General features: G+C 61.8%; 20 protein-coding genes. 7 read left to right on the top strand and 13 right to left on the bottom strand.

The features are described 5' to 3' along the window. Positions 1-7: 7 nt before the first annotated feature. A complete protein-coding gene (lpdA, locus tag ASD63_RS33120) occupies positions 8-1,402 on the top strand; it encodes a dihydrolipoyl dehydrogenase (RefSeq protein ID WP_060530579.1) in 1,395 nt (464 codons plus the stop codon). 135 nt (positions 1,403-1,537) lie between these two features. Then, complete coding sequence (locus ASD63_RS33115) at positions 1,538-2,719, top strand: acetyl-CoA C-acyltransferase (protein ID WP_034787179.1); 1,182 nt, start codon at positions 1,538-1,540, stop codon at positions 2,717-2,719. Between the two features lie 99 nt (positions 2,720-2,818). Here the strand turns inward: ASD63_RS33115 and purU are convergent, their stop codons facing one another. The 5 genes from purU to hmgA all read right to left on the bottom strand — a co-directional run bounded on the left by purU (position 2,819) and on the right by hmgA (position 7,889). Beyond that, entirely contained in the window at positions 2,819-3,703 is an 885-nt protein-coding gene (gene purU / locus ASD63_RS33110) for a formyltetrahydrofolate deformylase (protein ID WP_034787183.1), read from the bottom strand. A 198-nt stretch (positions 3,704-3,901) separates the two neighbouring features. Then, positions 3,902-4,540, bottom strand: a complete 639-nt coding sequence (gene maiA, locus ASD63_RS33105) for a maleylacetoacetate isomerase (protein WP_060530578.1) — start codon at positions 4,538-4,540, stop codon at positions 3,902-3,904. Between the two features lie 20 nt (positions 4,541-4,560). Beyond that, entirely contained in the window at positions 4,561-5,586 is a 1,026-nt protein-coding gene (locus tag ASD63_RS33100; RefSeq protein ID WP_034787188.1) for a fumarylacetoacetate hydrolase family protein, read from the bottom strand. A gap of 69 nt (positions 5,587-5,655) precedes the next feature. After that, a complete protein-coding gene (locus tag ASD63_RS33095; protein ID WP_060530577.1) occupies positions 5,656-6,525 on the bottom strand; it encodes an MBL fold metallo-hydrolase in 870 nt (289 codons plus the stop codon). Then, positions 6,522-7,889: a homogentisate 1,2-dioxygenase gene (gene hmgA, locus ASD63_RS33090; RefSeq protein ID WP_060530576.1), complete on the bottom strand. Its 1,368-nt coding sequence runs from the start codon at positions 7,887-7,889 to the stop codon at positions 6,522-6,524. The genes ASD63_RS33095 and hmgA overlap by 4 nt, the downstream gene beginning before the upstream one ends. 176 nt (positions 7,890-8,065) lie before the next feature. Here hmgA and ASD63_RS33085 point away from each other — a divergent pair, with 176 nt between their 5' ends. Continuing rightward, entirely contained in the window at positions 8,066-8,530 is a 465-nt protein-coding gene (locus ASD63_RS33085) for a MarR family transcriptional regulator (RefSeq protein WP_060530575.1), read from the top strand. A gap of 4 nt (positions 8,531-8,534) precedes the next feature. On the opposite strand, the gene ASD63_RS33080 is transcribed toward ASD63_RS33085, so the two are convergent. Beyond that, positions 8,535-9,014 (bottom strand): Lrp/AsnC family transcriptional regulator, encoded by a 480-nt coding sequence (locus ASD63_RS33080; RefSeq protein WP_034787199.1) that lies wholly within the window; start codon positions 9,012-9,014, stop codon positions 8,535-8,537. A 131-nt stretch (positions 9,015-9,145) separates the two neighbouring features. Here ASD63_RS33080 and hppD point away from each other — a divergent pair, with 131 nt between their 5' ends. Further along, a complete protein-coding gene (gene hppD / locus ASD63_RS33075) occupies positions 9,146-10,258 on the top strand; it encodes a 4-hydroxyphenylpyruvate dioxygenase (RefSeq protein WP_034787202.1) in 1,113 nt (370 codons plus the stop codon). A 159-nt stretch (positions 10,259-10,417) separates the two neighbouring features. Here hppD and ASD63_RS33070 read toward each other — a convergent pair whose 3' ends face one another. The 7 genes from ASD63_RS33070 to ASD63_RS33040 all read right to left on the bottom strand — a co-directional run bounded on the left by ASD63_RS33070 (position 10,418) and on the right by ASD63_RS33040 (position 19,270). Continuing rightward, positions 10,418-11,374: a glycosyl hydrolase gene (locus ASD63_RS33070; RefSeq protein ID WP_034787204.1), complete on the bottom strand. Its 957-nt coding sequence runs from the start codon at positions 11,372-11,374 to the stop codon at positions 10,418-10,420. 23 nt (positions 11,375-11,397) lie between these two features. After that, positions 11,398-11,913, bottom strand: coding sequence for a DUF995 domain-containing protein (locus ASD63_RS33065; RefSeq protein WP_034787207.1), 516 nt, complete (start codon positions 11,911-11,913; stop codon positions 11,398-11,400). A gap of 50 nt (positions 11,914-11,963) precedes the next feature. Continuing rightward, positions 11,964-13,928, bottom strand: a complete 1,965-nt coding sequence (locus tag ASD63_RS33060) for a glycosyltransferase family 2 protein (RefSeq protein WP_063979552.1) — start codon at positions 13,926-13,928, stop codon at positions 11,964-11,966. Continuing rightward, a complete protein-coding gene (galE, locus tag ASD63_RS33055) occupies positions 13,925-14,908 on the bottom strand; it encodes a UDP-glucose 4-epimerase GalE (protein ID WP_034787210.1) in 984 nt (327 codons plus the stop codon). The genes ASD63_RS33060 and galE overlap by 4 nt, the downstream gene beginning before the upstream one ends. A 1-nt stretch (position 14,909) precedes the next feature. Continuing rightward, positions 14,910-15,950, bottom strand: a complete 1,041-nt coding sequence (locus ASD63_RS33050) for a UDP-glucuronic acid decarboxylase family protein (protein WP_082566281.1) — start codon at positions 15,948-15,950, stop codon at positions 14,910-14,912. 478 nt (positions 15,951-16,428) lie between these two features. Then, the gene (locus tag ASD63_RS33045; RefSeq protein WP_060530574.1) at positions 16,429-17,229 is read right to left on the bottom strand and encodes a response regulator transcription factor; all 801 of its coding nucleotides are present in this window, start codon (positions 17,227-17,229) and stop codon (positions 16,429-16,431) included. A gap of 1,111 nt (positions 17,230-18,340) precedes the next feature. After that, positions 18,341-19,270, bottom strand: a complete 930-nt coding sequence (locus ASD63_RS33040) for a siderophore ABC transporter substrate-binding protein (protein WP_034787212.1) — start codon at positions 19,268-19,270, stop codon at positions 18,341-18,343. A gap of 253 nt (positions 19,271-19,523) precedes the next feature. Here ASD63_RS33040 and ASD63_RS33035 point away from each other — a divergent pair, with 253 nt between their 5' ends. From ASD63_RS33035 to ASD63_RS33025, 3 genes are read left to right on the top strand one after another with little or no spacing between them, the layout of a single operon-like run. Then, positions 19,524-20,468, top strand: a complete 945-nt coding sequence (locus ASD63_RS33035; protein WP_034787313.1) for an ABC transporter permease — start codon at positions 19,524-19,526, stop codon at positions 20,466-20,468. Next, the gene (locus ASD63_RS33030) at positions 20,458-21,426 is read left to right on the top strand and encodes an iron chelate uptake ABC transporter family permease subunit (RefSeq protein ID WP_034787214.1); all 969 of its coding nucleotides are present in this window, start codon (positions 20,458-20,460) and stop codon (positions 21,424-21,426) included. Before ASD63_RS33035 ends, ASD63_RS33030 begins: the two co-directional genes overlap by 11 nt. Beyond that, complete coding sequence (locus ASD63_RS33025; protein ID WP_034787216.1) at positions 21,423-22,181, top strand: ATP-binding cassette domain-containing protein; 759 nt, start codon at positions 21,423-21,425, stop codon at positions 22,179-22,181. Before ASD63_RS33030 ends, ASD63_RS33025 begins: the two co-directional genes overlap by 4 nt. Positions 22,182-22,274: the final 93 nt, after the last annotated feature.

Here is a 22,274-nt window from a genome sequence, read left to right as displayed (position 1 = left end):
GGCGATCATGAAGGAAATTTCCTGCAAGCTGCTCGTCATCGGCGCCGGCCCCGGTGGCTACATCTGCGCAATCCGCGCCGGCCAGCTCGGCATCGACACGGTCATCGTCGAAAAGGCGAAAGCCGGCGGCACCTGCCTCAATGTCGGCTGTATTCCCTCCAAGGCCCTCATCCACGCGGCGGAAGAGTTTCATAAGCTGCGCTCGGCCGCTTCCGGCCGCAGCCCGCTCGGTCTGTCGCTCGCCAATCCGACAATCGACCTCGCCCGCACCATCGCCTGGAAAGACGACATCGTCGGACGGCTGAACGGCGGCGTCATCGGCCTTCTGAAGAAGTCGGGTGTCAAGGCGGTGATCGGCACCGCCCGTTTCGTCGACGGCAAGACCGTCGATGTCGAGACCGAGATCGGACTGCAGCGCATCCGCGCCGAGACGATCGTCATTGCCACCGGCTCGGCGCCGGTCGAGCTGCCCGACCTGCCATTCGGCGGGTCGATCATTTCCTCGACCGAGGCCCTGTCGCTGAAAAGCGTGCCGAAGAGCATCGCCGTCATCGGCGGCGGTTACATCGGTCTCGAACTTGGCACCGCTTTCGCCAAGCTCGGCAGCCACGTGACCGTACTCGAAGCGCAGCCGCGCATTCTGCCGCTCTATGACGCCGATCTGACGAAACCGATCGCCAAGCGTCTCGGCGAACTCGGCATCGAGGTCTTCACCCAGACGGTCGCCAAGAGCTACTCCGCCGAAACCGGCAGCCTGCAAGCCGAACACAACGGTCGCGCAATCGATGTCGCCGCCGAAAAGGTGCTGGTCACCGTCGGCCGCAAACCCGTGACCGAGGGCGTCGGCCTTGAGGAAATCGACCTCGACCGCACTGGCCGCTTCATCCGCATCGACGACCAGTGCCGGACGTCCATGCGCGGCATCTATGCGATCGGCGACGTCACCGGCGAGCCGATGCTGGCGCACCGCGCCATGGCGCAAGGGGAAATGGTGGCGGAGATCGTCGCCGGTCACAAGCGCAACTGGGACAAGCGCTGCATCCCGGCCGTCTGCTTCACCGATCCGGAGATCGTCACCGCAGGGCTCTCGCCCGACGAGGCGCGTGCGAGCGGCATCGAGATCAAGATCGGCCAGTTCCCCTTCCAGGCGAATGGCCGCGCCATGACGACGCTTGCCGAAGACGGTTTCGTTCGCATCGTCGCTCGCGCCGACAACCACCTGGTGCTCGGCATCCAGGCCGTCGGCCACGGCGTCTCGGAACTCTCGGCAAGCTTCAGCCTGGCGATCGAAATGGGCGCGCGCCTCGAAGACATCGCCGGCACGATCCATGCGCATCCGACGCAATCGGAAGCTTTCCAGGAGTCCGCGTTGAAGGCGCTGGGGCACGCGCTGCATATCTGACGTCGAGGGGCGGTTGGGGCAAAAGTGCCCCTCATCCGGCCTGCCGGCCACCTTCTCCCCGCCACGCCGGGAGAAGGACACACGCGGGTGACGCACTCGCGCCAACCATTGCCTTTTGCCGTATGGGAGAAAGACATGAGCAGAACTGACCCGATCGTCATCGTTTCGGCGGCCCGCACGCCAATGGGCGCCTTTCAGGGCAGCCTCAAGGATTTGACCGCGCCGGAAATCGGCGCCATAGCGCTCAAAGCCGCACTCGATCGTGCCGGCCTTGATGCTGTCGACGAGGTGTTGATGGGCAATGTGCTGCCGGCCGGCATTGGCCAGAACCCGGCGCGCCAGGCAGCCCTTGGCGCCGGCCTCGGCAAGGAAACGCCGTCGACGACCATCTCCAAGGTCTGCGGCTCCGGCATGAAGGCGCTGATGCTTGGCCACGATGCTCTGCTGTCCGGTAGCGCGTCGGTGCTTGCGGTCGGCGGCATGGAGTCGATGACCAACGCGCCCTATCTGCTGCCGAAAGCGCGCGGCGGCTTCCGCCTGGGTCATGGCGAAGTCAAGGACCACATGTTCCTCGATGGCCTCGAAGACGCCTATTCCGGCCGGCTGATGGGCACCTATGCCGAGGACACGGCCGAGCACTATCAGTTCTCGCGCGCCGATCAGGACGGCTTTGCGCTGCGATCTCTGGAGCGCGCAACCCGCGCAGCTGAGGATGGTTCCTTTGCCGAGGAAGTCGTGGCAGTCGCTGGCGCCGGCAAGCGCCAGACCGCCAATCTCGACCGCGACGAACAGCCGACCAAATCGGATCCGTCAAAGATCCCGAAGCTGAAACCCGCCTTCCGCGACGGCGGCAGCGTGACGGCCGCCAATTCGTCGTCGATATCAGACGGGGCAGCGGCGCTGATCCTGATGCGCGCCAGCGAAGCGGAAAAGCGTGGGCTGACCCCGCTTGCTATCGTCGCGGGCCATGCGGGCCACGCCCAGGAGCCGGCCTGGTTCACGACGGCCCCGATTGGCGCAATCGACAAGCTGCTGGCAAGGCTCGCCTGGGAGAAGGGCAGCGTCGGCCTCTACGAAATCAACGAGGCCTTCGCCGTGGTGGCGATGGCGGCGATCCGCGACCTCGGCCTGTCGGACGAGATCGTCAACATCAACGGCGGCGCCTGCGCGCTCGGCCACCCGATCGGCGCATCCGGCGCCCGCATCATCGTGACATTGCTTCACGCCATGCGCGCCAAGGGCGTCAAGCGCGGCATCGCCTCGCTCTGCATCGGCGGCGGCGAGGCGACGGCGGTCGGGCTTGAGCTGTTGCAATAGCGTAGCGCGTTCCGGTCGCCTCGCGCTCCAACCTACGAGAAACGCCGCCGATCGAACCGGCGGCGTTTCTCGTTTTCAGCATGCGATTTGCCTGACGCCTCACCCCATACGCTCGGAAGCATAGGAGCCGGGGCTCGGCGGGAAGACGACGACACGGTTGCCGTTGATGAAGCAACGGTTGTGGATATGGGCGTGCACGGCGCGCGCCAGCACCTGGCTTTCCACGTCGCGGCCGATCGAGACATAGTCTTCGGCGCTCTGGGCGTGGGTGATGCGGGCGATGTCCTGCTCGATGATCGGGCCTTCGTCGAGGTCGGCGGTGACGTAGTGCGCCGTCGCGCCGATCAGCTTCACGCCGCGCTCATAGGCCTGCTTGTAGGGGTTGGCGCCCTTGAACGACGGCAGGAAGGAGTGATGGATGTTGATGATGCGGCCCGACATCTTCTTGCAGAGCGCGTCGGACAGGACCTGCATGTAGCGGGCAAGCACGATCAGTTCGGCGCCGGTCTGGTCGACCAGTTCCAGCAGCTGGGCTTCCGCCTTCGGCTTGTTCTCCTTCGTCACCTTGATGCAGTGGAACGGGATATCGTGGTTGACCACCACCTTCTGGTAGTCGAAGTGGTTGGAGACGACACCGACGATATCGATCGGCAGTGCGCCGATCTTCCAGCGATAGAGCAGGTCGTTGAGGCAATGGCCGAAACGCGACACCATGAGCAGCACCTTCATGCGCTCCTCGCTGTCGCGGATCTCGGCGTTCATGTCGAAGCGCTTCACCACCGCTTCGAAACCTGCCTTCAACTCGTCGAGTTTTGCGCCTTCCTGGCTGATGAAGCTGAGACGCATGAAGAACAGGCCGGTTTCGAGGTCGTCGAACTGCGAACTGTCGGAGATATAACAGCCCTTTTCGGCGAGATAGCCGGTGATCGCGGCGACGATGCCACGGGTGGTCTTGCAGCTGACGTTCAGCACATAGCTTTTCATCGGTATGTCTCTCGCTCCAGAGGTTTTTCCGGCCCCCCTTATACGGCCAGTCATACAAAAACTAGCGCGGCCTTTTCGCCGCCGTCGATCCATTCGCGACATTCGCTTGACGGAACCGGCCAGAGAAGGCGGCCCGCAGGATGCGGGCGCGCCCGAAGGTGCAAGGAGAAGGGATCAAGCGAGAAGCCGCTTGGCCGATCAGCGCGGCGTGCGGTCCGGGTGCGCGCGGGCGAAAGCCTCGATCTCCGCGCAGTTCTGGTCGATCGCGACCAGCCGCGGACAGGCCGAAATATCGACGTCCCATCGGCGGGCATTGTAGACCTGCGGCACAAGGCAGAAATCCGCCATGGTCGGCATGTCGCCATGGCAGAAGCGCCCGGTCGCGGAATGGTCGAGCAACCGTTCGAAGGCGGCAAGCCCCTCGCCGATGAACTTGCGCATCCAGTTGCGCCGCGCCGCCTCGCTGTCCTCGGCATTGGCCATGACGTGGGACACGACGCTGAGATTGCAGACGGGGTGGATGTCCATGGCGATCGCATAGGACAGGCTGCGCACCCGCTGACGACCGATGGCGTCATCCGGCAGGAAGCCGGAGGTTGCCCGGGTCTCGGCGAGGTACTCGATGATGGCGAGCGATTGCGTGAAGCGCTCGCCATCGATCTCAAGGACAGGCACGAGCCCTTGCGGGTTGCGGACCAGATGCTCCGGCGCCTTGTGTGCCTTGGCAAGCAGGTCGACCGGCACAGAACGATAGCTTTCACCGAGGTTGTTGAGCGCGATGCGCACCCGATAGCTCGCCGACGAACGCCAGTAGTCGTAAAGGACGGTCTCGCTCATGCCTTGCCCGTTCGTGTCAGTCAGCCGTTTGCGACTGTGTTGTAAGCTTCGACGGTCTGCTCGATAGCTCCGAAGATGGAATGACCGGTTTTGTCCTTCATCTCGATGCGCACGACGTCGCCGACCCTCAGGAACTGGGTTTTCGGCGCACCGCCGGCGATCGTCTCGATCATCCGGAGTTCAGCGATGCAGGAATAGCCGGCGCCGCCTTCCGCAACGGGCTTGCCCGGTCCGCCGTCGAGCTTGTTGGAAACGGTGCCCGAACCGATGATCGTGCCGGCGGAAAGCGGCCGGGTCTTGGCCGCATGCGCGACCAGCTGCGCAAAATCGAAGGTCATGTCGATGCCGGCATTGGCGCGGCCGAAGGGTTTGCCGTTGAGGTCGACTTGGAGCGGCAGGTGCAGCTTGCCGCCGTCCCAGGCGTCGCCCAGTTCATCCGGCGAAACGGCAACCGGCGAAAAGGCCGACGACGGCTTTGACTGGAAGAAACCAAAACCCTTGGCAAGCTCGGCCGGGATCAACCCGCGCAGCGACACGTCGTTGACGAGCATGACGAGCTGGATCGCCGCCCGTGCCTCGTCGATGGTCGCACCCATCGGCACGTCGTCGACGATGACGGCGACCTCGCCCTCCATGTCGACGCCAAAGGTCTCGTCGGCAAGCGGGATCGGATCGCGCGGCGCAATGAAGCTGTCGGAGCCGCCCTGGTACATCAAGGGATCGGTCCAGAAGCTTGAAGGCATCTCGGCATTGCGGGCCTTGCGCACCAGCTCGACGTGATTGACGTAGGCCGAGCCGTCGGCCCATTGGTAAGCGCGCGGCAACGGCGACAGCGCATCATGTTCATGGAAGCGGATCGTCGGCTGCGAACCGGTCTCGATCCCTTCGGCGACGCGCGCAAGCCGAGGGCCCGCATGCGCCCAGTCGTCGAGCGCTGCCTGCAGCGTGCGGGCGATGTGCCCGACCTCCGAGCAGCGGGTAAGATCGCGGGAGACGACCACGAGCTTTCCGTCGCGCGTACTGTCCTTGAGTGTCGCCAGTTTCATGCAGTCCTCCCTCTCAAACTTCTCATTGTTCCAGACCGAAGACCGCTTCGCGGCCGTCGCGGAATTCCTTTACGCGGACGAATCGTCCGCAATCTTCACAACAAGGCCGTCGGTGGCGATCGTCAAGGCGCCCGCCCAGTTTTTGCGAGCCGCCGCAATCCAGTGGGCCTCAGATATCTCGGGGTCGTCGGCGGGGATGAGGTGATGCAGCACCAGCCGGCCGACGCCGGCAGCCGCCGCGATCGCCGCCGCCTGTTCGGCGAAGCTATGGCTCGCCAGCAGATGCTCCTTCAGCCGCGCGCCATTGCCGGTGCGCGCCACCAGCCGGTCGACGCCTTCGGCGAGCATCGCCTCATGCACGAGGATGTCAGCTCCTTTGGCGAAATCAGCAAGCGGAGGGAAATAGGCCGTATCGGACGAGAACACGACCGAGCCTTCCGCATCGTCGAACCGAAGCGCAAAGCAATCGGTCACCGGCGGATGGTCGACGCGCAGCGCCGAGAGCGTCAGGCCGTTCTCGGAGAAGATCTCGCCTTCCGAAAACTCGATGACCTCGACCAGCATCCGCAGGTCGGGCCGGCCCTCATCGACGATACGGATCTCGATGTCGAAGGCCATCGATTGCAGGAAGCCCTGCCAATAGGCGCGAGTGCCTGTGGGCCCGTAGACGCGTACCGGCTGCGACAACCCCGCGGTCCAGGCCGTGTGAATGAGCGGCCCGAGTTCCAGCACATGATCCGAATGCAGATGGGTAATGACGATCAGGTCCAGCGTCTTCAGCGCCACACCGGCATCGGTCAGTCCGCGCGTGACGCCAAGGCCGCAATCGACGACAACCGTCCGGCCGCCGATTTGAAGCAGAGACGACGTCGGCCACGGGCCGCCCGGCCGGATCGCCGGACCGCCCTTGCTGCCGAGCAAAACCAGGCGTGAACTCAAGACCAATCGCCTTCCGGCGTCCCGTTGAACCGCTTCTTGAGATCCGTCCAGCAGTCGATGTAGTTGTCCTGCAACGTCTCCAGTTCGGCGGCGTAGCGGGTCAGTTGCTGCGGGAAGCGGGTCTCGAACATGAAGGCCATCGTATGGTCGAGCTTCACCGGTTTCAACTCGCTATTCGTCGCTTTGTCGTAGCCCGACGCATCGGGCCCATGCGCCAGCATCATGTTGTGCAGGCTCATGCCGCCAGGCACGAAGCCCTCTTCCTTTGCGTCGTAGCGACCGTAGATCAGCCCCATGAATTCGCTCATGATGTTGCGGTGGTACCAGGGCGGACGGAAAGTGTGTTCAGCCACCAACCAGCGCGGCGGGAAGATAACGAAATCGATATTCGCCGTGCCCTCTTCGCCCGAGGGCGCCGTCAGCACCGTGAAGATCGACGGATCCGGATGGTCAAAGAGGATCGCGCCGACGGGCGAATAGGTCTTGAGGTCGTATTTGTAGGGCGCGTAGTTGCCATGCCAGGCGATGACGTCGAGCGGCGAATGGCCGATCTCGGTTACGTGGAAACCGCCGCACCACTTCACATGCACGCGGCAGGGCGTCTCCTTCTCCTCGAAGGCGGCGACCGGCGTCTTGAAATCGCGCGGATTAGCCAGGCAGTTTGCGCCGATCGGACCGCGATCCGGCAGCGTGAACTTGGCGCCGTAGTTTTCGCAGACATAGCCGCGCCAAACCTTCTCGTCGCCAAGTCGCGTCACCTTGAACATGGTGCCGCGTGGCACGATGCAGATCTCGGAGGGTTCGACGTCCATCTTGCCGAGCTCGGTGAACACCTGGATCGCGCCCATTTCCGGAACGATCAGCAGCTCGCCGTCGGCATTGAAGAAATAGTCGTCCACCATGTCGGCGTTGAAGGCATAGGCATGCGCTGCCATGCCCGAATGCGTCGGCGCATCGCCCGCCGTCGTCATCGTGCGGATGCCCTGCAGGAAGTTCAGCTTTTCCGTCGGCTCCGGCAGTGGATTCCAGCGCAACTGGCCAAGCGCCAGGGAATGCTCGGCGACATGCGGCGCCGTCTTCCAGTGCGGATAGTCGATTTTGTTGAAACGTCCGGTGTGGCGAACGCTCGGGCGGATGCGATAAAGCCAGGACCGCTCGTTGGTGCCGCGCGGCGCGGTAAAGGGGGAGCCCGAAAGCTGCTCGGCATAGAGGCCATAGGCAGATTTCTGCGGGCTGTTCTGCCCTTGCGGCAGGGCGCCCGGCAGGCTCTCGGTCTCGAAATCATTGCCGAAGCCGGGCATGTAGCCAAGCGCTTCGTTGGCCTTAGCCAGTGTCCCGGCCTGTTTTCCTGCCTTGTCCAGCATCGTCGATCCTCCTCCTCATGGCACCCTGCTTCGGCTTCGCGAAGCGACCTGTTCACAGGTCCGGCGCAATTCCAAATACCGCGGCGACGGCCTTTTCCCAGGGTGGACGCAGGCGTCGCCTTCGGCATATTAGTTGCAATCGTAACTATCGATTTTGTAACTATCAAGGATGCCCGATGGCCGCCGATGGCTTCGAACTCAATGCCTTCCTACCCTATCGGCTGAACCGCGCCGCGGAGTTCGTCGCGCTGCGCTTTGCCGCCCAGTACAAGGCGCGCTACCAGCTCACGCGCCCGGAATGGCGCACTCTGGCCGCCCTCGGCAGCACAAGCCGCCCGATGACGGCCACCGAAGTCGGCGCGCACTCGGCCATGCACAAGACCAAGGTCAGCCGCGCCGTCGCCTTGCTCGAAGAACGCCGCTGGCTGACGCGGCGCGAAGACGAAAACGACCGCCGCATCGAACATCTGGAACTGACGAAGACCGGCATCCGGGCCTATGGCGAATTGACGGAGCTTGCCGTCCGCTATCAGGCGGAACTCGACACGCTGATCGGGCCGGCCGGGATACAGGCGCTCGCCGTCGGGCTGGAAGCAGTGGAACGCGCTATCGGCAGGTTCGACCCTCCGCCCTCTGCCTGAGGCTTCAGCCCTTCATCCGCTCGGGGATCGGCACGCCCTCGAAGCTCTTCAAGGTTTCAAGCACGATCGACGTCTTCACATGCTGCACGCTGTCGTGCGGCAGAAGCACGTCATTGACGAAGCGCGACAGCCCCGCAAGATCCGGCGTCACCACCCGCATGTGGTAGTCCATCTCGCCGGTGAGCGCATAGGCCTCCAGCACCTCCGGCAGGCCGGAAATGAGCTTGCCGAAGCGCTTGGCATTGTCGCGATTGTGGGTGGCGAGCGTGACCGAGATCACCACCATCAGATCGAGGCCGAGCTTCTGCCGGTCGATCTGTGCCTGGTAGCCGGTGATGTAGCCTTCCGCTTCAAGCCGGGTGCGCCGGCGCGAACATTGCGATGGCGAAAGCGCGATGCGTTCCGACAGTTCGTTGTTGGTCAGATGCCCGTCACGCTGCAATTCGCTGAGGATCTTGAGATCGAACCCGTCAAGCTGCTCCATTCGTGCATCCTAATACGCAATTTTGCATGTTTCGTGCGCCATTCTGTCTAAACCGCGCAAGAATACAAGCATCATGCATGGGAATTGCGTCATACTCCAGCAAAGTTTGGAAGAATAAGAGGAGACTTCCGATGGGCCCCTTCCCGCATGACGCCCCGCCGGCAACGATTACCGCTGACAATCCCGCCGGCACCGACGGCTTCGAGTTCGTCGAATTCGCCCATCCGGAACCGGAAAAGCTGGCCGAGCTCTTTACTCGCATGGGCTACAGCCCGGTCGCCAAACACAGAAGCAAGAACATCACCGTCTGGCGCCAGGGCGACATCAATTACATCCTGAACGCCGAGCCTGGCTCGCACGCCATGCGCTTCGTCGACGAACACGGCCCCTGCGCCCCGTCGATGGCCTGGCGCGTCGTCGATGCCAAGCACGCCTTCGAGCATGCAGTCTCGAAGGGCGCCATCCCTTACGAAGGCAGGGACAAGTGTCTCGATGTCCCGGCGATCGTCGGCATCGGCGGCTCGCTGCTCTATTTCGTCGAGACTTACGGTGCCAAGGGCTCGGCCTACGAGGCCGAATTCGAGTGGACCGGGGAGCGCAATCCGAAGCCCGAGGGCGTCGGCTTCTATTATCTCGACCACCTGACCCACAACGTCTATCGCGGCAATATGGACAAGTGGTGGGCCTTCTACCGCGAACTGTTCAACTTCACGCAGATCCACTTCTTCGACATCGACGGCCGCATCACCGGCCTCGTCAGCCGCGCGATCACCTCGCCCTGCGGCAAGATCCGTATCCCCTTGAACGAGTCCAAGGACGATACGAGCCAGATCGAGGAGTATCTGCGCAAGTACAAGGGCGAAGGCATCCAGCACATCGCCGTCGGCACCGAAGGCATCTACGATGCCACCGACAAGCTGTCGGACAATGGCCTGAAGTTCATGCCGGGGCCGCCGGAGACCTACTACGACATGTCTCACGACCGTGTGCACGGCCATGATGAGCCGATCGACAGGATGAAGAAGCACGGCATCCTCATCGACGGCGAAGGTGTCGTGAACGGTGGCATGACAAAGATCCTCTTGCAGATCTTCTCGAAAACCGTAATCGGCCCTATCTTCTTCGAGTTCATCCAGCGCAAGGGCGACGAGGGTTTCGGCGAGGGCAACTTCCGCGCTCTGTTCGAATCGATCGAAGCCGACCAGATCCGTCGCGGCGAACTGGGTCCGCAGGCGGCCGAGTAAGTCAGGTCCGGCATCGGCCGGACGCCACCGCCCAGTCAAATCAGCCTCTCGCCTCAAGCGAGGGGCTTTTTACTTTGGAGACCTGGGCCACCTGCGAGCCAGCCGCGCCCAGTGTACCCCCCAACGTGCCCCAAGAGGGGCACGCATCGGCGAGATGCCTCAGTTCGTGGCGTCGTTGACCACCCGCCAGTGTGGCCGACCAAGGTCGTGCGGCCAATCGATGACGTCGCGGTCGTTGAAGTAGACGACCTCGGCGAGATTGGGGAACTGCGAATCCGCTTGCGTCGCGGCGTTCATCCAGGGCTGCATATAGGCTTGGCTGCCTTCCCATCCGAGCTCGGCCACCCATATCGGCTTGTTGTATTTGGCGACCAGGTCGTAGCCGGGTTTCAGTGCCTCGGTGAAGGTCTTCGGCGCGCCGTATTCGATCTTGTCAAACGGTTCAAGCCCGAAGACCGAGAGGCCGACGAGATCGACGTAGTCATCGCCCGGATAGTAGTCGACCAGGTTCGGCAGCCCCTTGGGCGACCACATGATCTGCGCTTTTGGCGCTTTCGCCCGCACGATGTCCATCGCGTGCCGGTAGGCCTTGATCCAGTCCTGGGGATCCCAGCCGGCCCAGGAGAAACGCCCGGACGTATCTTCCATTTCCTGGCCCCAGCGCACGATGACTGGGCTCTTCAGCCCGGCAATCGTGTTGGCGATTGCTTCCATGTTGGCGTCATACTCACCTCTGAGCATGCGGTCGCGAAGCTGCGTCGGCGTCAGTTTCCAGTCCAGCGACCAGGACCAGGGCTCGATGGTGATCAGCAGGTTGCGATTGCGCTGGAGCGCGTACTCGTCGGCGACCTGCAGAGAGGCGAGGTCCACGTCTTCCCAAGGCAGGAACAGCGCCTCGGTCGAGACATCGCTCTGGGCGCCGAAATCGCCATGCGGATCATAGGCACCGAACTTCGTTCCGCCCGGGTGAATGACCGGACGTTTATCGCTCATCGTCTGTTCTGCACTGGTCGCAGGATTGGCTTTCTCCTGCGCCAACGCGGATACCAAGCTTGCACTGAGATCCAGCTGGAGAGCCAGAGCCGTGCATAGCGCGAATGCCAATTTGCGTTTCATTTCATCCTCCTGCAGCAGAACGTCTATTTCTTGGCCAGGAACTGTTCCTTCAGCCGGAGTGCCTTGGCCGTGATGTTGTCGTGTGCGACGAAGCGTTTGTACTCGTCACCGGCGCGGGGCTTGGCATGGCTGAAGACGTACCACTTCCCGTTGGGCACCTTGCGTTGATAGACCGTGTCGCCGATCCGGGCGTGACCGAAGCAGCTCCTGGCGTTGCCGGCATTGGCCGAGGTCGTCCAGGTGGCCTGCATGCACATCATGCCGAGGTCGCTGACGTACCAGTTGCCTTCGGCAAAGGAACGATCGCCCTTGCCCTTGTCGACGAACGCCACGAGCTTGCGCCCGTGGGCTTCGAACCGGGCACCGCCTGTCGACCATTCCCAGGTCTTGTTGCGGTAGAGCGAGTAGACCTCATAGGCGCTGAGCGGCTTTGGCTTGACTTCCATCTTCGCCTTGACCGGCTCGGCGCCGAAATAGACCGCGGCCGCTGCCAAAGGCACCAGCAGCGGGAGAGCTATGACTTTCAACGACCCTTTCATTGCATTTCTCCTCGCATTGGAGACCACACACACTCGACTGCTTGCCGTCGTCATGACGGCACATGAAACCGACCGACCTTCCTGGTCGTTATCGTTTCCCTGTTACTTTGTTGGCTGATATTCGATGCACTGATTTCGCCGCGCGCCTGCCCGTCGGATGGCTGTGAAAACCCTCTCCATTTCAGGCGGAAGCGAACGGTTTTGAGATTGGTGCCGCTGCCGGCACCGGCGACCGTGTATCTCGTTTCGGTGAAGCTCACGAACTGCAGGCCGTGCGACAGCGCCTGGGTTGCCTCGGCCCCATGGCGCACGGCCGATTGAGCCGAGAGCACCGAGACCAGCACCAGGCACCCGGCCGTCGCCGCCGTCATCGTCGACCGCGGGATCAGGGCCAACCGGTTTTCGCGTGCGTGGCAAATGAGGATCACCGCCACCAACCCCGCATAGATGAGCGCGTTGATGCCGGCGAAGACATAAAACCCGCGCGCCGTGCCGGCATCGGAGATACCCCAGGCGACCAGAGCCGATGCCAAGGCGAGCACCAGATAGGGCATCAGCACCCGCAGCGGCAAAGGCGCGGCGGCACCGCCACCCTTCGGCGTGATGCGGAAGTCGACGAAGGAGCCCGTCAGATGATCGCGCACCGCCGCAAGGCAACCGAGCAGCGACCAGGGCCAGCGTGCAAACAGGAACAGCGTGCCTTCCCAGCTCAGGACGCGTGCGTCATAGGGCCGGAACGTGCCCGTCGAGCGCCAGAAATAGGCAAGCGCGATCAGCACCAACGAGAGCGGCGCGAAATGCAGCAGAAATTCCGGATAGGTGACGGCGACGAAGGTCCGACCGGAGACGAGCGCCACGATCGGCATCAGGAACATCAGCGCCATGAACGACGAAAACAGCGGATACCAGAGCTGCGAGAACAGGAACTGGAACTTCAGCCGCGGCGACAGCTTCGGCACGTAGACCGGCGAGTATTTCAACAGGATCGTGACGAGGCTTCGCGACCATTGGAACTCCTGAACCACGAGATCGGCGAAATTGGCCGGTCCGTCGCCATGGGCGATCGCGTTCAGCGCATGCACGCCGCGCCAGCCATGGGCATTCATGATCAGCGTTGTCGAATGGTCTTCGGCAAGTTCGGGCCCAAGCCCACCGATCTGCTTCAGGGCCTTGGTCCGAACGGCATAGTGCGAACCGATGCACAGCGGCGCCCAGCCGTTGTTGTAGCCGGCCTGCAGCGAGCCGTGCATGCTGGCCTCCGCGTGGAGCCTCCCGCGCGCTGCCCAGCTGGTGGCGGCGTTGGCATCGCAGATGCTCGGCGCCGAGACATAACCGACCGACGGGTCGTTGAACGGGCGCAGCACCTCGACGAGATAGGTGGTTTCCGGCACATGATCGGCATCGAACTGGGCGACGAAATCGTAGCGCTCGTAGCCATAGTGATCGTAGAAATAGGCGAGGTTTCCCTCCTTGCACCGGGTCCGGCGCGGCCAGGAAGAGCGATGGTAGTCTGCGACGCCCTTTCGCGTGGAGATCATCACCCCGCGCGCCGCGCACCAGGCAATCGTGTCCGGTGACGGATCTTCGTCGGCGAGCCACACGTCGAATTCGCAGCCGGTCTGGTCGAGCATGGCGAGCAGCGTCTTGCGCACCACCGAAAAGGGTTCCGAAGGCGCCTTGGTCACCACCATCGCGACCCGCCCCTGCGGCACCCGGACGGCGCTTGCCGCCATAACCTTCGCGCCGGAAAAGATCACGATGAAATAGACCGGCAGCAGCGTGATCCATCCGACGACCACCGTGATCAGCACATAGGACGGCCAGTCGACGACGTGGGCGGGATCAAGCCACCACTGCCAGAAATACAGGAGGGCGCCAAACCATGCGGCAATGCCGAGGACATGGAGCAGTCGCAGCCGGCCCGAAAACAGGGCGGCGGGCGCCGAAGCGGCCTTCCGGCTCTGCCCGAAGGCGATCGTCTCATCCGGTTTCGCGGTTTCCAGCGACCAGTTCATGAGCGCACCTCCAGGCCGAAGCTCGGCGCGGCCGTCGCGATGATCGTGTCGATGTCCGAAAGCTGCGGACGGAAACCCAGCCTCTGGCGCGCCCAGTTTGTGTCGGCATAGAGAACCGGCGGGTCGCCGGGCCGGCGCGGCAGCATCTGCACCGGAACCGGCCGACCGGTGACCCGGTCGATGGCCGACAGCACCTGCCGGACCGACGTCCCATGGCCAGAACCGAGATTGGCGTGCAACACCTCGCCGCCGTCGCGCAGATAGTTCACCGCCGCCACATGCGCGTCGGCAAGATCGGTCACGTGGATGTAGTCGCGGATGCAGGTGCCATCCGGTGTCGCATAGTCGTCGCCGAAGACATCGAGCCTGTCGATCCGCCCGGCCGCCGCCATCAGCGCACGGGGAATGAGATGCGTTTCCGGATCGTGTTTTTCGGTCAGCTGCCCCTCCGGATCGGCGCCGGCCGCATTGAAGTAGCGCAGCGCCACCGAGCGGATGCCGTAGGCACGGGCATAGTCGCCAAGCATCAGTTCGATCATCAGCTTGGTGCGGCCATAAGGATTGATCGGCAGCTGAACCATGTCCTCGGTAATCGGCAGCTGCGGCGGGATGCCGTAGGTGGCGCACGAGCTGGAAAAGACGATGCGTCCAAGTCCGGTCGCCCGGCAGGCTTCCAGAAGCGCGATGCTGCCGGCGACATTGTTGGTGTAGTATTTTCCGGGATCCTCGACCGATTCCCCGACATAGGCGGATGCGGCAAAGTGGATGAGGCATTCGGGCGAATGGGTCCGGATAGCCGCCGCCAACCGTTCCTTGTCCTCGATCGCCCCCTCCACGAGGGGGCCCCATTTCACGTTGGCTCGATGCCCCGTCGAGAGATTGTCGTAGACGACGGGAACGATGCCCTGCTCAGCCAGACGCTTGCAGGTGTGGCTGCCTATGAAGCCGGCTCCGCCGGTGACCAGTGCGACGCGAGACATGTCATACCGCCTCTCCGGCCACTGCGCGACCGGCCGCACTGAGGCGCTCGTCGAAATGGGCGATCGTGCGCTCAAGGCCTTCGCGCAGCATCACCTTCGGCTCCCATGCGAGCTCGCCACGCGCCTGGGTGATATCGGGTCGCCGCTGGCGGGGATCGTCGGTGGCCGCCGCCAGATGCACGATGCGCGAGCGCGAGCCCGTCATCGAAAGCACCATTCGCGCGAGCTCGAGAACCGTGAACTCTCCGGGATTGCCGAGGTTGATCGGCCCGGTGCACGGGTCGGCCGAGACCGAAAGGCGGAGGAAACCGTCGATCAGGTCGTCGACATAGCAGAAGGACCGGGTCTGGTGCCCGTCACCGTAGATCGTCAGGTCCTTGCCCTGCAGGGCTTGGACGACGAAGTTCGATATCACCCGCCCGTCATCGGGCCGCATGCGCGGACCGTAGGTGTTGAAGATACGCGCGACCTTGATCTTCACGCCGTAAGTCCGGTGGTAGTCGAAGAACAGCGTCTCGGCCGACCGTTTGCCTTCGTCATAGCAGGCTCGCGGCCCGATCGTGTTGACGTTGCCGAAATAGGTTTCCCGCTGCGGACTGGTCAGCGGATCGCCATAGACTTCCGAAGTCGAGGACTGGATGACGGTGGCGCCAGTGGCCTTGGCGTTTTCGAGCGCATGCAGCGCGCCGAGAACGTTCGTCATCAATGTCCCGACCGGGTCCGCCTGATAGTCCGGTGGTGACGCGGGGGAGGCAAAGTTGAAGATGACATCGGCATCGATCAGGTAGGGCTTTCGAACGTCGTGATCGATGATGTGGAGATGGGGGTCCTGCGCCAGATGAGAGAGATTTTCGCGCCGGCCGGTCGAAAAGTTGTCAAGACAGATGACCGTATGACCCAGGGAAATAAGTCTTTCGCAAATATGAGATCCGAGAAAACCACTTCCACCCGTTACTAGTATTCTCTTCGGTATTCCTGCGATCTTCTTAAGAAACTCCCGCTGTCCGACCACGGACAGCGGTCCCGTGACGACCTTTCGCATGCGCACCTCCAATTATTAAACTCACCATTTTCGTTGGTGATTTGGAGACGGGATGCGAGCGCAATAGATAATAAAAATATTCTCTTTATTACAACGACACGCACAACCCGACAAAAAATAAACTATTCAATTTCAATCAATATTTTTTAGATTCTCAATTTCAATATTAGCTAATTATCAAATACGAACCGTCCAGTCAATATGTATGGAATTTATTTCCAGTAAATAATCCAAAATTACAACAAATTACTATTGACATAATCATATGTGATTACATTTCAGCCAATCCAGGCCAAAAGTAACGAAATATTTACCAGTATATTCTAGGGTAATTTTCGGTGTGATCTTTCGAGCTTTCACTGTCGAGGAGACATGCCACAGCGGGACCGCCCGGCCAATCGCCGGGGCAGGCTCAAAGTAGCATTTGATTTCGGGAATCAGCCCCAGGAGAACGCACCTGGGGCCGAATACGTCGCGCCTAGTTCTTCCAACGCGACAGGAGGACGTCGCCGTTGCGCTCCGTCGCCGCATCGTTGGTGAAGTATCGAGACGCCGCTTCCGTACGGTTGCGAACGTTCATCTTCTTATAGATGTTGCGGACGTGAACCTTGACGGTATTTTCCGACAGCCCGAGCCGGTCCGCGATGATCTTGTTCTGCGTGCCCTTGCAGATCAGATCGAGGATCTGGACCTCGCGTGTCGTCAGGCCATCGGGGCCAGCATCGCGCTTGCGCCGTCCTGTTCCCGAAACGGTCGTCTGGCCCGGGGCCTCCCCGCGCCGGCCATAAAGGCTGTTCGCCGCGAAAGGCTCGGGAGAAAGCCGCCGCAGCAGAGCCGCCGGGAAATGTTCGCCGCCCTTCATCAGTAAGTCGATGGCCGCAAGGCAGACATCCAGATTGAGGTTCAACGGCAGGACGCCATGGATGAGGCGCTCTTCGACGAAGCCGGCAATCGACGGATCGAGTTCCTCGGCATTCTCCACCACCAGGCCAATCGATGCCCGCGGGTGGAACTCGTGAATGGTCCGCAAGATAGCCGGAAAGGACTTGGGAGGCATCCGGTACAGCATGATCAGCGTGACATCGACGAGACTACCGTCAAGCAGATTGTCGGGATCGGAGAAGCTGACGATATCGTGCCCTTGAAACCTGGACCCGACGGCCTGCATCAGGCATTCGGCGAACAGGTCGATCTTGGCGAGCATTACGATTTTTTTCTTTTGTGACAAAGCCTTGTTGTTATCTTCAAAATCACCCACGTTGGAGCTTCCAGGATACATTACGCCCTCCTAGGATTTTTCCATTTATTTTTATGGGTGCCCCGGTCTGGCCGTGGGCACGCCCCACTTTCAAAAAATTTATTCGGAACCACTTATGCGTCACGATTATTCCTGTGCGATAAAATTCGCGATAGCTAATGTAACGTAAAGATCTCCGCAACGAAACAGCCCAAAAGGATTAGAGAAGCGCCGGAAGGGCACTTAAATCGTTATAAATCGAACCATCTTTGGGTTATATTGCTAACGTTCTGTTTACCAAGACGCGGAACGCTCTCAAAAACAAGCCTCTAGGATACCCCCAGCAGAGCGAGCGTCCTATGCATTTCTGCCAAGACGGACCCGACGGCGCGCGATAAATGGATTAGTTAAGCGGCCTCGTGCAGCCGCGCTTACCCCCCCTCTTCCGCTCCGATATACGCAGGAATACTTAGTTGGTACTAGGAGGCCCGTCCGCTGCTGTCGACGATAGCCCGAAGCCAAGCGCAAAGCGTGGAAAGCGCGGAGGTATCGGTCGGCAGATGCCCCTGAAAAAGCAGGGGATTTCCTCGCTGCGCCAATGGCTTGCGGTCGATGGCTAGGCGAGAAAGTGTCAGTAATTACAAACCACTAACTAGAATTGGTATCTTCCGCGCCACGCCATTTGGTGTCAAATTGAGCGTTCGTTCCGGAAGATCAAAAGGGAGCGGCTGAGCGCCACCAAGCGCTTCCAGCCGTGAGAAGCCTCGACCTCCGGAGAGTAGCGTCAGCGTTCCACCGAGTAAGCGTAAAGCAAGTCAACATACAAACCGGACCTAAATCCGGGCATAAATTATATAAAAAAGTAAAAACTAAAATAAATTTAGCAAAAAAGCGAAAATCTCTAAATCAAGATATTATCGTTCTTCCAAACGGAGCCAACACCGGAAAAATACCGTAAGAGTTAAGGGTATTTGGTGTTGGCCTCCCCTTTTTCCGAAATCCGCTCCAGCAACGAAAACCGCGCCCGGCGACGTCAGGCAACGCCGAAAGAGGCAGCCATGATCAGCGCGCCTGGAAAGCGGCGCGCTGCCTGTCACTCAATGATGCAATCGGGCACCACGCGGCGACACCGCAAGGCGGCTCGCCGCTGCGATCACTTCTTGCTCAGCGCCTGCGCCAGCTGATCGACAATGTCCTGTTGCGACTTCAGGCCCGATGCCGTGAGGTAAAGCTTGGCGGAGTCGAGATAAACGACGTGTCCGTCCTTCCAGGCCTTGGTCTGCCGCACGAGTTCGTTGTCGAGCAGGGCCGCTGCCGGCTGTGCCTGCTGGCCGATGGCTGCATCGCGATCGACGACGAAGATCCAGTCGGGGTTGGTTTCGAGAATGTATTCGTAGGAAACCGCCTGGCCGTGGGTCGCGACCTGCAGCTCGGGATCGGCCGGCTTGATCCCGAAGACGTCATGCAACGCGCCGAAGCGCGATCCCTTGCCATAGGCGCTGATCTTTCCGCCGGTCGTCAGCAGGATGAGACCCGTTCCACGTTCCGCAGCAAGGCCACGCAGCGCCTCGATCGAGGAATCGAGCTTGGCGATGCTTGCCTTGATCTCGGCTTCTTTGCCGAAGATCTCGCCGAGGATCTCTGCATTCTTCTTGACGCTGCCGATCAGATCCTTGTCGTCCGAGGTCAGGTCGATCGTCGGTGCCAGTTTGGCGACTTCAGCATATTTCGCCTGCGACCGCCCGCCGACGATGACGAGGTTGGGCTCCGCCGCATTGATCGCCTCGAAGTCGGGTTCAAACAGCGTGCCGATCTTCGCATAGGTGTCGGCCTTGTACTTTTCGAGCGACGGCGGGACGGCCGATCCGGGGACGCCGGCGACGGCGACGCCGAGCATATCCAGCGTTTCCAACATGCCGAAATCATAGACCAGCACGGTCTTCGGGTTTTTCTCCACCTCGGTGACGCCGCTGCTGTGTTCGATCTTCAGTGTTTCGGCCATCGCCACCGATGCGCCGCCAACCGTCATCACGGCCGCGACGAGCAGTCCGCGCAAACCATTAGAGAAGGGAGATATATTCATGACTATTTACCTCATGTTTTCTCCTCCTCCCTAGCGCGATTTTGCCGGGAGGGCAATGCGCGCATTCCGCGTCATTCCCGCCTCACAAAACTTGACGAAGCCGATCATATATATGACTAAGGCGAGCCTTCGATCGAGCACCTCCTCACGGCCGCAAGCCTCAGGGGTTTCGTTGCGGCGGTCGATGGAAAAATGCAGCCACGGATACGAGAGCGGTGATCAGAACGAAAAGCAGCTGGAGCGTGACGCAACCATGAGGCCGGTCCTGTTCGCCATCCCGGTCGTCCTGTTGCTTGCCGCCGTCAGCGTCTTTACCGGTGTCGGCAGTCTTGCGGCCAGCGACGACGGCCGCGGCTGGCTTCTGGTCGTCGAAAGCCGCCTGCCACGCACACTGGCGCTGATGCTCGCAGGCGCCGGCCTCGCCGTGTCCGGCACGATCATGCAGATGCTGGCGCGCAACAGCTTCGTCGAGCCGTCGACCGCCGGCACCGCCGAGTCCGCCGCCCTCGGAATGCTTCTGGCCATGCTGATCGCGCCGGGCCTGCCGGTGGCAGGCAAGATGGCCTTCGCCACCCTGACCGCGCTTGCCGGAACCGCCCTGTTCCTGCAGATCCTGCGCCGCGTTCCGCTGCGCTCGGCGCTGATGGTGCCGCTGATCGGCCTCATGCTCGGCGGCGTGGTCAACGCCGTTACCACCTTCATCGCCTATCGCTACGACCTGATGCAGTCGATGGGCGCCTGGATGTCCGGCGATTTCTCGGTCGTCCTTCGCGGACGCTACGAGCTGCTGTGGATCGGTTTCGCGCTGACGCTGGTCGCCTACGCGACCGCCGCGCGCTTCACCGTCATTGGCATGGGCGAGGCGATCGCCCGCAATGTCGGGCTCGACTACGACAAGGTGGTCATCCTCGGACTTGCCATCGTCTCCATGGTCACGGCGACGGTGGTTGCGACCGTCGGTATGATCCCGTTCCTAGGCCTCGTCGTTCCCAATATCGTCAGCCTGACCCTTGGCGACAATCTCAGGCGCACATTGCCGGTGGTCGCCATCTCCGGCGCTGGGCTGGTTCTCGCCTGCGACATCGTTGGGCGAATGGTGATTGCGCCCTACGAGGTGCCGGTGGGCACGGTCATGGGCGTGATCGGCAGCCTCGTCTTCCTTTATCTCCTGCTTTCGAGGCGGTCCCATGCAGGCTGATGCCAAGCGGATCTCTCCGTCGACCGTCCTTCTTGCGTCCGCTGCGCTGGCGCTGCTGTCGATGATCGCCTTCATGACCATCGGCGCGAAGGGAAGCTGGAGCTTCATCCTCTCTTTCCGCGGCACAAAGCTTCTCGGCATGGTGCTGGTCGCCTACGCGATCGCCGTCTCGACGGTGCTGTTCCAGACGATTTCCGGTAATCGCGTCCTGACGCCGTCGATCATCGGTTTCGACGCCATGTACACGCTGCTGCAGACGGTCATGGTGTTCTTCCTCGGCGCCGCCGGCGCGGCAAGCATGAACCCGCAGATGCAGTTCACGCTCGAAACGACCGTGATGGTCGGCCTGTCGCTGCTCCTGTTCCGCGCCCTCTTTTCCGGCGGCAGCCGTAGCCTGCATCTCCTGATGCTGGTCGGCGTCATTCTCGGGGGCCTGTTCCGCAGCCTCTCCTCGTTCCTGCAGCGCATTCTCGACCCCAACGACTTCATCGTCCTGCAGGACAGGTTGTTTGCAAGCTTCAACAGTATCGATGCCAACCTGCTCGGTATTGCCGCCGCAGCCACCCTCGCCGTGACCTTCGTCCTGTGGCGGCTGTCGCCCACCTTCGACGTGCTCTCGCTCGGGCGCGAGGCGGCGATCGGGCTTGGCGTCGACCATCAGCGCGTGGTGACGCTTCTCCTGGTGCTGATCGCCGTGCTGGTCTCGGTCTCCACCGCGCTCGTCGGGCCGGTCACCTTCTTCGGTCTGCTCGTTGCAAGTCTCGCCTGGCAGCTGTCACCCACCGCCACCCACCGCTTCGTCCTGCCGGTCGCAGTCTTTATCGCGGTCGCGACGCTCGTCGGCGGCCAGGTCATCCTCGAGCGGCTGTTTTCCTTCAACACGGCGCTCAGCATCGTCATCGAATTCTTCGGTGGCCTAGTCTTCATCTTCCTGCTCGTCCGAGGCTCCGCGCGATGATCGAGATCCAAGAGGTAACGAAATCCTATGGCGGCACCGCGGTCGTCGACCGGGTGTCGCTGACGCTACCCGCAGGCGGCCTGACCTCGATCATCGGCCCAAATGGCGCCGGCAAGTCGACGCTTTTGTCGATCGTCAGCCGGCTGATGCCGATGGATACGGGCAAGGTGCTGGTCGACGGCCTCGACGTCAGCCGCGCCGCCGGCGACGTGCTTGCCCGGCGGCTGTCGATCATGCGCCAGGACAACCATATCAGCGCGCGCCTGAGCGTGCGCGACCTTGTCGCCTTCGGCCGCTATCCCTATTCCAAGGGACGGGTGACGGCGGCCGATGCGGAGCATATCGACCGATCGATCGCCTATCTTGGGCTCGAACCCTACCAGAACCGCTTTCTCGACGAACTCTCCGGCGGCCAGCGCCAACGCGCCTTCATCGCCATGGTGCTGTGCCAGGACACCGACTACATGCTGTTCGACGAGCCGCTCAACAATCTCGACATCAAGCATGCGGTCGAGACGATGAAGCTCCTGCGCCGGCTGGCCGACGATTTCGCCAAGACGGTGGTCGTCGTGCTGCACGACATCAACTTCGCCTCCGCCTATTCCGACCGCATCGTCGCCATGCAGGGCGGCCGCCTCGCCTTCGAGGGACCGCCGCAAGACATGATCGTGCCGTCGCGGTTGCAGGCGATCTTCGATGTCGACTGCCGCGTCCATGCCGTCGGCGAGACGCGCCTCGTCAACTATTTCGATTAGAACGCAGACATACGCCTTGGCCCGAATGCGCGAAGCGCGCTGCACGGACACCCATGCAGCGCGCTTCGACAATGATCATGCCGGGAACAGGGC

Origin of the sequence: Ensifer sp. Root558, from assembly GCF_001427045.1 — a bacterium.
Lineage (GTDB): Bacteria > Pseudomonadota > Alphaproteobacteria > Rhizobiales > Rhizobiaceae > Ensifer > Ensifer adhaerens.
The sequence above is the reverse complement of the archived record's forward strand: the minus strand, read 5'-3'. Positions and strand labels throughout refer to the sequence as shown.

Coding starts and splice junctions, on each gene's coding strand:
- lpdA (WP_060530579.1), top strand. CDS start 8: ATGAAGGAAATTTCCTGCAAGCTGCTCGTCATCGGCGCCGGCCCCGGT.
- ASD63_RS33115 (WP_034787179.1), top strand. CDS start 1,538: ATGAGCAGAACTGACCCGATCGTCATCGTTTCGGCGGCCCGCACGCCA.
- purU (WP_034787183.1), bottom strand. CDS start 3,703: ATGAAAAGCTATGTGCTGAACGTCAGCTGCAAGACCACCCGTGGCATC.
- maiA (WP_060530578.1), bottom strand. CDS start 4,540: ATGAGCGAGACCGTCCTTTACGACTACTGGCGTTCGTCGGCGAGCTAT.
- ASD63_RS33100 (WP_034787188.1), bottom strand. CDS start 5,586: ATGAAACTGGCGACACTCAAGGACAGTACGCGCGACGGAAAGCTCGTG.
- hmgA (WP_060530576.1), bottom strand. CDS start 7,889: ATGCTGGACAAGGCAGGAAAACAGGCCGGGACACTGGCTAAGGCCAAC.
- ASD63_RS33085 (WP_060530575.1), top strand. CDS start 8,066: ATGGCCGCCGATGGCTTCGAACTCAATGCCTTCCTACCCTATCGGCTG.
- ASD63_RS33080 (WP_034787199.1), bottom strand. CDS start 9,014: ATGGAGCAGCTTGACGGGTTCGATCTCAAGATCCTCAGCGAATTGCAG.
- hppD (WP_034787202.1), top strand. CDS start 9,146: ATGGGCCCCTTCCCGCATGACGCCCCGCCGGCAACGATTACCGCTGAC.
- ASD63_RS33070 (WP_034787204.1), bottom strand. CDS start 11,374: ATGAAACGCAAATTGGCATTCGCGCTATGCACGGCTCTGGCTCTCCAG.
- ASD63_RS33065 (WP_034787207.1), bottom strand. CDS start 11,913: ATGAAAGGGTCGTTGAAAGTCATAGCTCTCCCGCTGCTGGTGCCTTTG.
- ASD63_RS33060 (WP_063979552.1), bottom strand. CDS start 13,928: ATGAACTGGTCGCTGGAAACCGCGAAACCGGATGAGACGATCGCCTTC.
- galE (WP_034787210.1), bottom strand. CDS start 14,908: ATGTCTCGCGTCGCACTGGTCACCGGCGGAGCCGGCTTCATAGGCAGC.
- ASD63_RS33050 (WP_082566281.1), bottom strand. CDS start 15,950: ATGCGAAAGGTCGTCACGGGACCGCTGTCCGTGGTCGGACAGCGGGAG.
- ASD63_RS33045 (WP_060530574.1), bottom strand. CDS start 17,229: ATGTATCCTGGAAGCTCCAACGTGGGTGATTTTGAAGATAACAACAAG.
- ASD63_RS33040 (WP_034787212.1), bottom strand. CDS start 19,270: ATGAATATATCTCCCTTCTCTAATGGTTTGCGCGGACTGCTCGTCGCG.
- ASD63_RS33035 (WP_034787313.1), top strand. CDS start 19,524: ATGAGGCCGGTCCTGTTCGCCATCCCGGTCGTCCTGTTGCTTGCCGCC.
- ASD63_RS33030 (WP_034787214.1), top strand. CDS start 20,458: ATGCAGGCTGATGCCAAGCGGATCTCTCCGTCGACCGTCCTTCTTGCG.
- ASD63_RS33025 (WP_034787216.1), top strand. CDS start 21,423: ATGATCGAGATCCAAGAGGTAACGAAATCCTATGGCGGCACCGCGGTC.